Origin of the sequence: Streptomyces anatolicus, from assembly GCF_019400875.1 — a bacterium.
Lineage (GTDB): Bacteria > Actinomycetota > Actinomycetes > Streptomycetales > Streptomycetaceae > Streptomyces > Streptomyces anatolicus.
In genome coordinates this window covers 1-13,541 of sequence record NZ_WMBF01000161.1, presented here as the reverse complement: position 1 = coordinate 13,541, position 13,541 = coordinate 1, and the positions used below count along the sequence as shown (strand labels likewise).

Sequence of the window (13,541 nt, the reverse complement as noted above, 5' to 3'; positions counted from 1 at the left end):
GGGCGGGGTGGGCGGCGGTGACCATGAGCCCACCCTCGTACGGGAACAGGTGCTCCACCAGGGAGCGTGCTCCTATGAGGACATAAGCTGGCTTTATGAGTAAGCCCTCCCCTTCCTCCGCTCCCGCGCCCGCCCCGGCGGAGGTGCCGCTCGCACACCGCGTCCCCGACCTCGGGGCGCTCCAGTTGCTGCTGGCGGTGGCAAGGCTCGGCAGCCTCGGGCGGGCCGCGCGGGAGCTGGGCATCACACAGCCCGCGGCGAGCAGCAGGGTCCGGGCGATGGAGCGCCAGCTCGGTGTCGCGCTGGTCGACCGGTCGCCGCGCGGCTCGCGCCTCACGGACGCGGGGGCGCTCGTCACCGACTGGGCGGGGCGGATCGTGGAGGCGGCGGAGGCCTTCGACGCGGGGGCGCAGGCGCTGCGCGACCGGCGGGACTCGCGGCTGCGGGTGGCGGCGAGCATGACGATCGCCGAGTATCTGCTGCCGGGCTGGCTGATCGCGCTGCGCACCCAGCGGCCGGACACGGCGGTGTCGCTCCTCGCGGGCAACTCGGCGGCCGTGGCGGCCCGGTTGCTGGCCGGTGAGGCGGACCTCGGCTTCGTCGAGGGGCTTACCGTGCCGGCCGGGCTCGACGACGTGGTCATCGCCCACGACCGCCTGGTCGTCGTCACGTCACCCGGGCACCCGTGGGCGCGGCGAGGGAAACCGCTGGCAGCGGCGGAACTGGCGGCGACGCCGCTGATCCTGCGCGAGGAGGGCTCGGGCACGCGCCAGGTCCTGGACGCGGCGCTCGGCGGTCTGGCGCGCCCGCTGATCGAACTGTCCTCCACGACGGCGGTCAAGGCCTCCGCGGTCAGCGGCGCGGGCCCCGCGGTCCTGAGCGAGCTGGCGGTGGGCGAGGAACTGGCGGCGCGCCGCCTGGTGGAGATCCCCCTGAAGGACGTCCGCCTGCGCCGGGCCCTGCGCGCGGTCTGGCCGACGGGGCATCGGCCGGCGGGGCCGGGGAGGGATTTGCTGGGGTTGACGCGGTGACTGACCCGGGGCCCGGCTTTCTAGAATTGACGCATGGCAGACGAGGCTGAAGGTGCCGTCCAGGCGGCCATCGCGGCAGAGATGCGGCTTCTCGACCCGGCGGTGCGGGCCTCCCCCGAGCTGGTCTCGGAGCTTCTGGACCCGGAGTTCACGGAGTTCGGCGCGTCCGGCAGACGCTGGGACGCGACATCGATCCTCACGGTGACCAGCGCCGGTTCAGTGGACCCCGAGTCCCCTGTCGAGGTCACCGAGATGTCCGGCACCGTACTGGCTCCGGGCATCGTCCACTTGACGTACTTCACCGACAACCGTGGGCGCCGGGCATGGCGAAGCTCCCTGTGGCGGATGACGGAGAGGGGGTGGCGCATGTACTTCCACCAGGGCACTTTGGTGCCCTGAGTGGCGGACCGGGGCCTGTTCCGCACCCTGGGGACGGCGGCACCCGGCACGTTCAGGACGCGGAGTCGACCAGCGCGGTCATGACGCGTGTGTCCTCTCCCATCTCCGGATGCCACTGCACGCCCAACGCCCACGCGGGCGAGGGCAGTTCGATAGCCTCTACCGTGCCGTCCTCCGCGTACGCCGAGACCGTGAGGTTCTTGCCGAGGCGGTCCACCGCCTGGTGGTGGTACGTCGGTACGTCCGCGCACGCGTCCGGCACGATCGACTCGTACAGCGTGCCCGGCACCGGCTTCACCGTGTGGGTGCCCACGACGCCCGGCCCGACCGCGTGCCCGTCCAGATGCTGGATCAGCGTCCCGCCGAGCGCCACGTTCAGCAGCTGCATGCCCCGGCAGATGCCGAGCAGCGGCGTCCCCGACTCCAACGCCGCCTCGATCAGGGCGAGTTCCCACGCGTCCCGCTCCCGCGCCGGCGGCCCCGTGCGCGCCTCGCGCTCCGCCCCGTACCGCACCGGCTCCACATCGGGCCCGCCCGCGATCACCACGCCATCAAGGCGGGTGACGACAGAACGCGCGTACGAAGGATCATCCGGCGGAAGCATCGCGGCGATGCCGCCCGCCGCCTGCACCAGGCGCGGATACCCCACCGGCAGCAGGGCCGCGGGCAGCTCCCACACGCCCCAGCTCGCCTTCGACTCCAGGTAGGTGCTGACACCGATCAGCGGCCTGGCGCTCAATCTGTTCTCCCTCGTCGTCATACGGATCCGGCGCTCACTCCGGTGGTCATCAGTCGCGGGTCAACTCTGCCTCGGCCGCCGCGAGCGCCGCGAACTCCTCCTCCGGCGCGCGCGCCACGAGGTGCTTGCGGCTGTACATCCCGAAGTACGCGATCGCGACCACGTACACCCCGAGCGCGATGAGCGCGGCCGTCACGTCCACCAGGAAGGTGGCGACCAGCGCCGAGCAGGCGAGGACCAGCGCGACGGACGAGGTCAGGATGCCGCCGGGCGTGCGGTAGGGGCGCTCGAGACCCGGCTCGCGGCGGCGCAGCACGATGTGCGAGAGCGACATCAGGGCGTACGAGATGGTCGCGCCGAACACCGCCACGTTCAGCATGCGGGCACCGTCGCCGGTCGCCGCGGCCAGGCCGAAGCCGATCGCGCCCGGCACGAGCAGGCCCAGGTAGGGGGCCTTGCGGCTGCTGGTGAGGGAGAGGAAGCGGGGGAGGTAACCGGCGCGGGAGAGCGCGAAGAGCTGGCGCGAGCCCGCGTAGATGAGGGAGAAGAAGGAGGCGACGAGACCGGCCAGGCCCGCGTAGTTGATGACCCGGCTCAGGCCGGTCGCGTCACCGTCCGGCTGCAACGCCTCGACCAGCGGATTGCCCGCGTCCTGGAGCGCGTCGGAACCGCGCGCGCCGGCCGACGCGAAGAAGGTGAGGAGCGCGAGGGCGACGAGGATCGCCATCGACCAGCGGATCGCCCGCGGCAGCGTACGCGCCGGGTCCTTCGTCTCCTCGGCGGCCAGCGGCACGCCCTCGACCCCGAGGAAGAACCACATGCCGAAGGGGAACGCCGCCCAGATGCCCAACAGGCCCATCGGCAGCCAGGAGTTGGCGCCGAAGGCATCCGCCTCCACGGGGATGTCGTTCAGCTTCGACGCGTCGAAGTCCATGAACGCGCCGACCGCGAAGACCAGCAGCGCCGCCACGGCGATCCCGGTCACCACGAAGCTGAAGCGCAGCGCCTCGCCGACGCCCCACAGATGGATGCCGATGAAGATGACGAAGCAGGCGAGGTAGACCGGCCAGCCCGAGGTCAGGCCGAACAGGCCGAGCGATTCGACGTAGTCGCCGATGAAGATGGAGATCGCGGCGGGCGCCAGGATGTACTCGATGAGGATGGCCGTGCCGGTCAGGAAGCCGCCCCAGGGCCCGAGCGCCCGGCGCGCGAAGCCGTAGCCGCCGCCCGCCGTGGGCAGTACGGACGACAGTTCGGCCAGCGAGAAGACCATGCACGCGTACATCACGCCCATGAGCGCCATGGCGATGCCGAGCCCGCCGAAGCCGCCCTCCGCGAGCCCGTAGTTCCAGCCCGAGAAGTCGCCGGAGACGACGTAGGCAACGCCGAGCCCGGTGAGCAGCAACCAGCCCGCGCTGCCCCGGCGCAGCGTCCTGCGCTCCAGATAGTCGTCCGCCGGTTCGGCGGGGCCTGGCTTAGTGGACTCCTCGGGCATGGCACGGCTCCTATGCGGCGGCGACACTCTGGCTCGGCGGCGGGGTGACCAATGGAACGGATCCATACCTTTGCCGTGCGGGGCGCGAGAAAGCAAGACCCTTGCGTTACGCGATGGTTAAGCGGTCCTCACGCCGTCGGTCCCGGTGCCCCTCACGCCGACAGTCCCGGCAGCCCCGGCCCCCTTCGCGCCGCCGGCTCCCGCGGTCCTCACGTAAGGAACCCCCGCAGCAGCGCCGCCGTCCCCGCGCAGTGCTCCCGCATCATCTCCCTCGCGCCGTCCGCGTCCCCGTCGAGCACCGCCTCGACGATCACGGCGTGCTGGCGCTGTGAGTGTTCCAGATTGCGGACGAGGAGCGGGATGCAGTCCAGGAGGTCGTTCACGGTGGCCCGCACCGCCGCGTACTGCGCCGTCAGCGTGGGCGAGCCGCACAGCTCGGCGAGCGTGAGGTGCAGCAGGGTGTCCAGGCGCCGGTACTCCGACAGCGGGGCGTCGTGCGTGTGCGCGAGCGCCGCCCGCAGCCGGTCCGCCTGCTCGCCGTCCAGGCCGTGCGCCGCGCAGAGCCCGGCCGCGCCCACCTCAAGGACCTCCCGGAAGCGCAGCGCGTCCTCCACGTCCACCCCGGCGACCCTGCGGCGCAGCTCGTCCTCGCCCGCCGCCTCGGGACGCGGCCGTACGAACGTGCCGCCGTACCGCCCGCGCCGCGACTCGACGAGCCCCTGGTCCTGGAGCACCTTCAGAACCTCCCGCAGCGTCACCCGGCTGATGCCGAGGCGATCGGCCAACTCCCGTTCCGAGGGCAGGCGTTCACCGCCGGGCACCAGGCCCAGGCGGACGACCTGGAGGATCTGCTCCAGCGCCTCCTCGAAGCCGTTGCCCGCCCGCACCGGACGCAGCACCGGCGTCAGCCGGTCGTCGTCCGGTGCGGGTGAGGCGCCCTGGGCGGCACCCTCTTCCGTGTGCGACATGCCGGTACCCCCTTCCCAAGCAAAGGTTCTCCGCAATACCTTATGGCTCCCGGCTGACCCAAGGAGGCATTTCCCGTGGCAGACCGCACACCCCCGCTCACCGTCGAGGAGCTGAAGGCCCTCGTCGCGAGCGGCGAGATCGACACTGTCGTCCTGGCCTTCCCCGATATGCAAGGGCGGCTCCAGGGCAAGCGGTTCGCCGCCCGCTTCTTCCTCGACGACGTCCTCGAACACGGCACGGAGGGCTGCAACTACCTCCTCGCCGTCGACGCGGAGATGAACACCGTCAACGGCTACGCGATGTCCTCCTGGGACCGCGGCTACGGCGACTTCGCCATGCACCCCGACCTGTCCACCCTGCGCCGCGTCCCGTGGAACGAGGGCACCGCGATGCTCGTCGCGGACCTGGCCTGGAGCGACGCCTCACCCGTGGTCGCCGCCCCCCGGCAGATCCTGCGCCGCCAGCTCGACCGCCTCGCCGAACTGGGCTACACCGCCCACGTCGGCACCGAGCTGGAGTTCATCGTCTTCAAGGACACCTACGAACAGGCCTGGGACGCCGGGTACAAGAACCTCACCCCGGCCAACCAGTACAACATCGACTACTCGGTCCTCGGCACCGGCCGCGTCGAACCGCTCCTGCGCCGCATCCGCAACGACATGGCGGCCGCCGGACTCGTCGTCGAGTCGGCCAAGGGCGAGTGCAACCCGGGCCAGCACGAGATCGTGTTCCGCTACGACGAGGCCCTCGTCACCTGCGACCAGCACGCCATCTACAAGACGGGCGCCAAGGAGATCGCGGCCCAGGAGGGCGTCTCGCTCACCTTCATGGCCAAGGTCAACGAGCGCGAGGGCAACTCCTGTCACATCCACCTCTCGCTCCAGGACGCCGACGGCACCAACGTCATGGCCGGCGGCGCTGACGACCCCGACGGCATGTCGCCCGTCATGCGGCACTTCCTCGCGGGCCAGCTCGCCGCGCTGCGCGACTTCTCCCTCCTCTACGCGCCCCACATCAACTCCTACAAGCGGTTCGTGCCCGGCTCGTTCGCGCCGACCGCCGCCGCGTGGGGCCTGGACAACCGCACCTGCGCGCTCCGCGTCGTCGGCCACGGCCGCTCGATGCGCTTCGAGAACCGGCTGCCGGGCGGCGACGTGAACCCCTACCTCGCCGTCGCGGGCCTCGTCGCCGCCGGTCTGTACGGCATAGAGAACAAGCTCGAACTGCCTGACGAGTGCACCGGAAACGCCTACACCGGCGAGTACGAACACGTCCCCACCACCCTGCGCGAGGCCGCCGAGCTGTGGGAGAACAGCCCCATCGCCAAGGCCGCCTTCGGCGACGAGGTGGTCGCGCACTACCGCAACATGGCGCGGGTCGAGCTGGAAGCCTTCGACTCCGCGGTGACCGACTGGGAGCTGCGCCGCTCCTTCGAACGCATGTGAGGCACCCTTGCCCGAAGCACCGAACGTCGAAGCAGCGAACCTCGACGTACCGAACCACGACGTAACCAGTCTCGACGTATCCAGCCTCGACGTACTGAACCCGGCGACCGAAGAGGTCATCGCGACCGTCCCCGCCGCGGACGCGGACGACGTGCGCCGTGCCGTCGAACGCGCCGTGACCGCCCAGCGGGCCTGGGCGGCCGTCGCCCCCGCGGACCGCGCCCGGCTCCTGCGCCGCTTCGCCGACACGGTCGACGGCCACCTCGAGGAACTGGCCGATCTCGAAGTGCGCGAGGCCGGCCACCTGCCCGGCAACGCCCGCTGGGAGGCGGGCAACGTCCGGGACCTCCTCCTGTACGCGGCCGGCGGCGCCGAGCGCCTCACCGGTCAGCAGATCCCCGTACCCGGCGGCTGGAACGTCACCTTCCGCGAACCGCTCGGCGTGGTCGGCGTCATCGCCCCCTGGAACTTCCCGATGCCCATCGCCGCCTGGGGGTTCGCCCCCGCGCTCGCCGCGGGCAACGCCGTTCTGCTCAAGCCCGCCGAGACCACCCCGCTCACCGCGCTCCGCCTCGCCGAGCTGGCCCTGGAGGCCGGACTGCCCGAGGGCGTACTCCAGGTGCTGCCGGGCCACGGCCACATCACGGGCCGCGCCCTGGTCGACCACCCCGACGTCGCGAAGATCGTCTTCACGGGCTCCACGCGCACCGGCCGCGAGATCATGGAGCGCTGCGCGGCACAGGTCAAGCGCCTCACCCTCGAACTCGGCGGCAAGAGCCCCAACATCGTCTTCGCCGACGCCGACCTGAAGGCGGCGGCCGACCCCTTCTCCTTCCTCGACAACTCCGGCCAGGACTGCTGCGCCCGCACCCGCGTCCTCGTACAGGAATCGGTGTACGACGAGGTCGCGGCGGTGCTGACCGAGGCGCTCGGCAAGGTCGTCGTGGGCGATCCGCGCGACGAGAAGACGCAGATGGGCCCGCTGATCTCCCGCCGACAGCTGGAGAACGTGACGAAGCTGGTGCCCGCCGACGCGCCCGGCATCCGGGGCACCGCCCCTACCGGGCCCGGCTTCTGGTTCCCGCCGACCGTGCTGAACGGCGAGCGGCCCGACTCGCCCGCGGCCGTCGAGGAGATCTTCGGCCCCGTGGCGGTGCTGCTGCCCTTCACCGACGAACAGGACGCGATCCGCCTCGCGAACGCCTCGCCGTACGGCCTGTCCGGCTCGATCTGGACCCGGGACGTGGGCCGGGCGCTGCGGGTCTCCGAGGCCGTCCAGGCCGGGAACCTCTCCGTCAACTCGCACTCCAGCGTGCGCTACTGGACCCCCTTCGGCGGTTACAAGCAGTCCGGCCTCGGCCGTGAGCTGGGCCCGGACGCGCTCGCCGCGTTCACGGAAACCAAGAACGTCTTCATCAGCACGGAGGCCTGAACCCCATGTCAGAGAACATCTGCCGCCGCCTCGTCGGCCGCACCGCCGTCATCACCGGCGCCGGCAGCGGCATCGGCCTCGCCGCCGCGCGCCGCCTCGCCTCCGAGGGCGCCCACGTCGTCTGCGGCGACATCGACGAGAGCGCGGGCAAGGCCGCCGCCGACGAGGTCGGCGGGACCTTCGTGAAGGTCGACGTCACCGACGCCGAGGAGGTCGAGGCGCTCTTCAGGACCGCCTTCGACACCTACGGCTCCGTCGACATCGCCTTCAACAACGCGGGCATCTCACCGCCCGACGACGACTCCATCCTGGATACGGGCCTGGAGGCCTGGAAGCGCGTACAGGAGGTCAACCTCACCTCCGTCTACCTCTGCTGCAAGGCCGCCATCCCCTACATGCGGCGCCAGGGCAAGGGCTCGATCATCAACACCGCCTCCTTCGTGGCGCGGATGGGCGCGGCGACCTCGCAGATCTCCTACACCGCGTCCAAGGGCGGCGTCCTCGCCATGTCCCGCGAGCTGGGCGTGCAGTTCGCCCGCGAGGGCATCCGCGTCAACGCGCTCTGCCCCGGCCCTGTCAACACCCCGCTCCTCCAGGAGTTGTTCGCCAAGGACCCCGAGCGCGCCGCCCGCCGCCTCGTCCACATCCCCGTGGGCCGCTTCGCCGAGGCCGAGGAGATGGCCGCCGCGGTGGCGTTCCTCGCCAGCGACGACTCCTCGTTCGTGAACGCCACCGACTTCCTCGTCGACGGCGGTATCTCCGGGGCGTACGTCACCCCGGTGTAGCCCCTGCCACCCCTCCGCGCAGTTCACCCAGCGGCCACCCACAGGTCAGCCGGGCGTCGCGTGACGCCCGGCTGACCTGCGTAGACACGGGAGTGTGTTCGTGAACCTCAAGCGCCGCGCCGTCGCGGCCGCAGCCGTGCTCGCCGTCGCCTCGGCCGGTCTCCTCGCCGTCCAGGCCACCGCGGAGGCCACCCAGACCGCGCCCCCAAAGCGGGCCGCGGCCTGCCCCGACCTCACCGTCTCGCGAGGCTGGTACGGCGAGAACAAGGCGCGCCTCCAGCACCTGATCGACGCCTACGGCCACTGCGGCGACCGGAGCCACAAGGGCGGCGCGAGACCCGTCGCCACCTTCGACTGGGACAACACCGTCATCAAGAACGACGTCGGCGACGCCACCATGTTCTGGCTGCTGCGCCACGGCAAGATCCGGACGCCGCAACGAGGCGACTGGCACACCACCAGTCGCTATCTGACCGACCCGGCGGCCAGAGCCCTGACCAAGGCCTGCCCGGCCACCGGCACCACGCTGCCCACCCACCGCAACACCGCCCGGGGCACCGCCTGCGCCGACGAGATCCTCGCCGTCTACAGCGAGGGCACCACGACCTCCGGCGAGGCCGCCTTCGACGGCTTCGACCACCGCCGCATGGAACCGCAGTACGCCTGGCTCGCCCAGCTCACCCGCGGCTGGTCCACCCACCAGGTCCAGCGGTTCGCGGCCGCCGCCCGCGAGGAGAACCTCGCCGCGCCGATCGGCACGGAACAGCGCGTCGGCACCGGCGAGGTCACCGGCTGGGTCCGCTACTACGACCAGCAGCGCGACCTGATCCGCACGCTCAAGAAGGCGGGCTTCGACGTGTACGTCGTCTCGGCGTCGCCCGAGCCGGTGGCCGAGGTCTGGGCGCGGGGCGTGGGCATCGACGCCCGGCACACGATCGGCATCCGCAACGTCACCGCGCGCGGCAAGCTGACCGCGCACCTCAAGGGCTGCGGCACGGTCGCGGACGGCGACGACTCGATGATCACGTACATCGACGGCAAGCGATGCTGGATCAACCAGGAGGTCTACGGCGTGCGCGGCGCCGCCGCCGAGAAGGTCCAACCGGCGGCGAAGCGGCAGGTGTTCGCCGCGGGCGACTCCGACACCGACATCTCCTTCCTGCGCGACGCCACCGGCCTGCGGCTCGTCCTGAACCGCAACAAGAACGAACTGATGTGCCGCGCCTACGACAACGGCGACGGCCGCTGGCTGATCAACCCCATGTTCATCGAGCCCAAGGGCGAGAAGGCCGACCCCTACCCCTGCGCCACCACCGGCTACACCGACCGGGACGGCGGCCAGGGCCCGGTGCGCCGCCCGGACGGCTCCGTCATTCCCGACCAGCACGACACCGTGTTCGGGGCGCCGCCGGCGTCCGCGACACGCTAGAACGTCGGCGTCGTCAGACCCGTAGACAGGATGTACGGTCCACTCACATGCGTAACAGAAACATTTTGGCGCTGACCCTGGCCGCGGCCGCCACCCTGGCAGCCATGCCGGCGGCCCTCCCCGCGGCCGCCGCCGCAACCGCCAACTCCGGTATCTCCAGCGCCCATTGCCCGCAGCTCTCGAAGAAGCTCGACTGGTACGGCGCCAACCGCGCCAAGCTCCAGCGGATGATCGACGAGCGCGGCCGCTGCTCGAACCCCGGCCTCGGACACGGCGGAAAGCGCCCCGTCGCCGCCTTCGACTGGGACAACACGGTCGTCAAGAACGACGTCACCGACGCGACCATCGCCTGGTCCCTGCGGCACGACAAGATCCTGCGCCCCAAGAGCTGGAAGTCCACCAGCAAGTGGCTCACCGACGACGCCGACCGCGCCCTCACCAAGGCCTGCGGTACCGACGTGCCCGTCGGCAAGCCCCTGCCGACCTCCAAGAACACCGCCTGCGCGGACGAGATCTTCGAGGTCCGCGAGGACGGGAGGACCATGAGCGGCGCCGCCGCCTTCGCGGGGAAGTGGGACCACCGCCACACCGTCCCGCAGTACGCCTGGGTGCCGCAGCTCTTCGCCGGGCACACCGTCCCGGAGCTGGAGTCGTACGCCGCCAAGGCCCGCAAGGAGGCGCTCGCCGCCCCCGTCGGCGCCACGCAGACCGTCGGCACCCACAAGATCCCGGCGTACGTCCGCTACTACGACCAGCAGCGCGACCTGATCCGTACCCTCAAGAAGGCCGGATTCGACGTCTACATCGTCTCGGCGGGCTCCGAGCCGGTCGCCGAGGTGTGGTCCAAGAGCGTGGGCGTCGACCGCGCGCACACCATCGCCATCCGCTCGGTCCTGGACCGCGAGGGCCGCATCACGCCCTGGAACCAGGGGTGCGGCGGCGTGCCCGTGAACAAGGGCGAGGCCATCCCGTACATCGACGGCAAGCGCTGCTGGATCAACCAGGAGATCTTCAAGGTCAAGGGCGAGTCGGCCTGGGAGAAGCAGGACCGGCACCACCGCATCGCACTCGGCGGCGGCGACGCGGACACGGACGTGACGTTCGTCGGCGACGCCACCGGCGCGCACCTCGTGCTGAACCGCAACAAGAGCGAGTTCATGTGCCGCGCCTACGACAACGCCGACGGCCGCTGGGTCGTGAACCCGATGTTCATCGAGCCGATGCCGCAGAAGTCGGGTCGCTACCCCTGCTCGACGAGCGCCTACAACGAACACGACGGCGACAAGGGCCCGGTGCTCCGCGAGGACGGCTCGGTCGTGCCCGACCAGCGGGACTCGGTGTACTGACCAGCGGGGCCCGGCGTACTGACCGAAGGGGCTCGGTGTACTGATCGGCGGGGCACGTCCTAGAGTGCCGGGATGAGCATGACGCCTCCGCCCGGCTGGTACCCGGACCCGAACCAGCCCGCCGTCGAGCGCTGGTGGGACGGGTCCGCGTGGACCGAGCACCGGCGCACCCCCGAACACCCCCAAGTGGCGCCGGTGCGGCAGGGCTTCGGCCCGCCGGACCCCGCCGCGTCCGCGGTGATCGCCCCGGCGTCCTCCGGCGGTGGCCGAGCGAAGATCATCGCGCTCGCCACCGCCGGAGCCGTGCTCGTCGCGGCGATCGTCACGGGCGTCGTCGTACTCGGCAAGGACGACGGGGAGCCACGGGGCGGTGCCGCGCCCAGCACGTCGGCCGAGGCCTCCCCGACACCGACCGCCTCGGAGTCGAAGTCGGCGTCCCCGACGTCCGATCCGAACGTCCTCGTCGACGACCTCAACGGCATCACGCTGCCCGTCATCGACGGATGGGAGAAGGCCGAGGACACCGTCCACGACGCGCCGACCCTGCAGACGCCGGACACCTTCGACTGCCCCGGCGACTCGGGCATGTGCCGCCACGGCCGGGTCACCTCGCAGACCGTGACCTCCACCGACGAGACCTCTCCCAAGGCGCTCGCGCGGGGCGACATCGCGGACGCGGCCAAGAGCGTCTACGGCAAGGACGTCCTCGACAACGAGTACTACGGCCGCATCACCGGGCACGAGAAGGTCGCGGAGGGCACGGTGGCCGTCGCGGGCCGCAGCGGCTACTACGTGCGCTGGCGGGTCCGGACCGAAAAGGCCTCCGGAGGGTATGTGCAGTCGGTGGCGTTCAAGTCGAGCATCGGCTCCGAACCGATGGTCATCGTGCGTCTCTCCGTCAACGTCGCCAAGGGCGCGCCGCCCCTCTCCGACCTGGAACGCATCATCAAGGGCATCCGCTCGACCGACGACAGCGCCACGGGCGGGGGCGTGGGCGAGGACGTCGGCGCGACGCCGTGACAGCCCTGGCGGCTCAGAGGAAAGTGCGGCCCTCGCCCCGGTACGTCGGTACGCTCCCCGTCACCTTGTCGCCCTCCACCAGACGCAGCGTCTCGAACCGCTCGCACAGCTCCCCGGCCTTCGCGTGCCGGAACCACACCTTGTCGCCGATCGCCAGATCGTCCGCCGGGGGCCCGTGCAGCGGTGTCTGCACCTCGCCCGCGCCCTCCTGGGGGTCGTACCGCAGCCCCTCGGGCAGATAGGGCACCGGCGAGCGGTCGGGGCCCGCGACCCCCGACGCCGGATAGCCGCCGCCGAGCACCGTCACGGTACCCGGGCCGGGCCTGCGCACCACCGGCTGCGCGAAGAGCGCGGCCGGACGCCCGCTGAACGACGTGTAGTTGTCGAAGAGCCGCGGCACGAAGAGCCCCGACCCCGCGGCGATCTCCGTCACCGCGCGCTCGGCCGCGGTGTGCTGCACGCTGCCCGTACCGCCGCCGTTCACGAACTCCAGGTCCGGCGCGAGGGCCCGTACCGCCGCGATCGTCCGCGACCGGCGCTCCGCCAGCTCCTTGCGGGCCGCGGCCTGCATCATCCGGATCGCCCGCGAGCGCGCCGGATGCCCCTCGACCGCGTCGCCCACCCCCGCGACATGCCCTTCGTACGCCATCACGCCCACGAGCCTGAACCCGGGCCGCCGGACGATGGCGCGGGCCAGCGCGGCGATCTGCGCGGGGGAGTGCAGCGGCGAACGGAGCGCACCGATCCGTACGCGTCCGCCAAGGACCTGGAGCGAGGTGTCCAGCTCCAGACAGACCCGCACCTCCTCGGTCCCGCCGTCCCTCGCCTCGTCGATCAGCCGCAGCTGCGCCGGGTCGTCGACCATCACCGTCACGGCGGCCGCGAGCTTGGGGTCGGCGGTCAGCTCGGCGAAACCGGCGCGGTCGGCGGAGGGGTAGGCGAGCAGGACGTCGTCGAAGCCGGAGTGCGCGAGCCATAGCGACTCGGCGAGCGTGAACGACATGATCCCGGCGAAGCCGTCGCGGGCCAGGACCCGTTCGAGCAGGGCCCGGCAGCGCACGGACTTGCTGGCGACGCGGATCGGCTTGCCCGCGGCCCGGCGCACGAGATCGTCGGCGTTGGCGTCGAAAGCCGCCAGGTCGACTAGGGCGAGGGGCGCGTCGAGGTGTGCGGTGGCCCGGTCGTAACGGGCCCGGTCTGCGGCACGGTCTGCGGCTCGGTCTACGGCACGGGCGGTCATGGCCGAAGCCTGCCAGACGCGATTACCCGAGGGTAGGGGGATGATCCGGGCAGATCGCCCGGTGGCCTGGACTGGGTTCTCGTACGCCCCGCGTCAGCCCGTAGAGTGACGCGCACGGAGCCTCGCCGGGCCGAGCGTTCCGGCAGCCGGAGCGCGAGGAGACGGGGGAGCATGAGCACGGAGGCGGACCGCACCCCGATCCCCCCACACC

12 protein-coding genes are annotated in these 13,541 nt (G+C 71.6%); 8 read left to right on the top strand and 4 right to left on the bottom strand.

The genetic code is table 11. The features are described 5' to 3' along the window. Positions 1-95 precede the first annotated feature (95 nt). Positions 96-1,031, top strand: a complete 936-nt coding sequence (locus GKQ77_RS16475) for a LysR family transcriptional regulator (RefSeq protein WP_219689530.1) — start codon at positions 96-98, stop codon at positions 1,029-1,031. Between the two features lie 33 nt (positions 1,032-1,064). Further along, positions 1,065-1,430 carry a nuclear transport factor 2 family protein gene (locus GKQ77_RS16470; protein WP_219689529.1) on the top strand — a complete coding sequence of 122 codons (366 nt, stop codon included), beginning with the start codon at positions 1,065-1,067 and terminating at the stop codon, positions 1,428-1,430. A gap of 52 nt (positions 1,431-1,482) precedes the next feature. Here GKQ77_RS16470 and GKQ77_RS16465 read toward each other — a convergent pair whose 3' ends face one another. The 3 genes from GKQ77_RS16465 to GKQ77_RS16455 all read right to left on the bottom strand — a co-directional run bounded on the left by GKQ77_RS16465 (position 1,483) and on the right by GKQ77_RS16455 (position 4,632). Continuing rightward, positions 1,483-2,169, bottom strand: coding sequence for a gamma-glutamyl-gamma-aminobutyrate hydrolase family protein (locus GKQ77_RS16465; protein ID WP_372459898.1), 687 nt, complete (start codon positions 2,167-2,169; stop codon positions 1,483-1,485). A gap of 49 nt (positions 2,170-2,218) precedes the next feature. Continuing rightward, the gene (gene eat / locus GKQ77_RS16460; protein WP_219689527.1) at positions 2,219-3,664 is read right to left on the bottom strand and encodes an ethanolamine permease; all 1,446 of its coding nucleotides are present in this window, start codon (positions 3,662-3,664) and stop codon (positions 2,219-2,221) included. A 209-nt stretch (positions 3,665-3,873) separates the two neighbouring features. Continuing rightward, entirely contained in the window at positions 3,874-4,632 is a 759-nt protein-coding gene (locus GKQ77_RS16455; RefSeq protein WP_219689526.1) for a FadR/GntR family transcriptional regulator, read from the bottom strand. Positions 4,633-4,707: 75 nt separating this feature from the next. On the opposite strand from GKQ77_RS16455, the gene GKQ77_RS16450 reads away from it, so the two are divergent. From GKQ77_RS16450 to GKQ77_RS16425, 6 genes are all read left to right on the top strand, one after another. Then, the gene (locus GKQ77_RS16450) at positions 4,708-6,078 is read left to right on the top strand and encodes a glutamine synthetase family protein (RefSeq protein WP_219689525.1); all 1,371 of its coding nucleotides are present in this window, start codon (positions 4,708-4,710) and stop codon (positions 6,076-6,078) included. A gap of 7 nt (positions 6,079-6,085) precedes the next feature. Then, a complete protein-coding gene (locus tag GKQ77_RS16445) occupies positions 6,086-7,510 on the top strand; it encodes an aldehyde dehydrogenase family protein (RefSeq protein WP_219689524.1) in 1,425 nt (474 codons plus the stop codon). 5 nt (positions 7,511-7,515) lie between these two features. Next, positions 7,516-8,295, top strand: coding sequence for a 3-oxoacyl-ACP reductase (locus GKQ77_RS16440; RefSeq protein WP_219689523.1), 780 nt, complete (start codon positions 7,516-7,518; stop codon positions 8,293-8,295). A 100-nt stretch (positions 8,296-8,395) separates the two neighbouring features. Further along, on the top strand, positions 8,396-9,724 hold the full coding sequence (locus tag GKQ77_RS16435; RefSeq protein ID WP_219689522.1) for a haloacid dehalogenase-like hydrolase: 1,329 nt from the start codon (positions 8,396-8,398) through the stop codon (positions 9,722-9,724). 47 nt (positions 9,725-9,771) lie between these two features. Continuing rightward, positions 9,772-11,070 (top strand): haloacid dehalogenase-like hydrolase, encoded by a 1,299-nt coding sequence (locus GKQ77_RS16430; RefSeq protein WP_219689521.1) that lies wholly within the window; start codon positions 9,772-9,774, stop codon positions 11,068-11,070. 72 nt (positions 11,071-11,142) lie between these two features. Next, a complete protein-coding gene (locus GKQ77_RS16425; protein WP_219689520.1) occupies positions 11,143-12,090 on the top strand; it encodes a DUF2510 domain-containing protein in 948 nt (315 codons plus the stop codon). Positions 12,091-12,103: 13 nt separating this feature from the next. Here GKQ77_RS16425 and GKQ77_RS16420 read toward each other — a convergent pair whose 3' ends face one another. Then, positions 12,104-13,330, bottom strand: a complete 1,227-nt coding sequence (locus GKQ77_RS16420; RefSeq protein WP_219689519.1) for an amino acid deaminase/aldolase — start codon at positions 13,328-13,330, stop codon at positions 12,104-12,106. Positions 13,331-13,541 lie beyond the last annotated feature (211 nt).

Coding starts and splice junctions, on each gene's coding strand:
- GKQ77_RS16425 (WP_219689520.1), top strand. CDS start 11,143: ATGAGCATGACGCCTCCGCCCGGCTGGTACCCGGACCCGAACCAGCCC.
- GKQ77_RS16430 (WP_219689521.1), top strand. CDS start 9,772: ATGCGTAACAGAAACATTTTGGCGCTGACCCTGGCCGCGGCCGCCACC.
- GKQ77_RS16420 (WP_219689519.1), bottom strand. CDS start 13,330: ATGACCGCCCGTGCCGTAGACCGAGCCGCAGACCGTGCCGCAGACCGG.
- eat (WP_219689527.1), bottom strand. CDS start 3,664: ATGCCCGAGGAGTCCACTAAGCCAGGCCCCGCCGAACCGGCGGACGAC.
- GKQ77_RS16470 (WP_219689529.1), top strand. CDS start 1,065: ATGGCAGACGAGGCTGAAGGTGCCGTCCAGGCGGCCATCGCGGCAGAG.
- GKQ77_RS16475 (WP_219689530.1), top strand. CDS start 96: ATGAGTAAGCCCTCCCCTTCCTCCGCTCCCGCGCCCGCCCCGGCGGAG.
- GKQ77_RS16440 (WP_219689523.1), top strand. CDS start 7,516: ATGTCAGAGAACATCTGCCGCCGCCTCGTCGGCCGCACCGCCGTCATC.
- GKQ77_RS16455 (WP_219689526.1), bottom strand. CDS start 4,632: ATGTCGCACACGGAAGAGGGTGCCGCCCAGGGCGCCTCACCCGCACCG.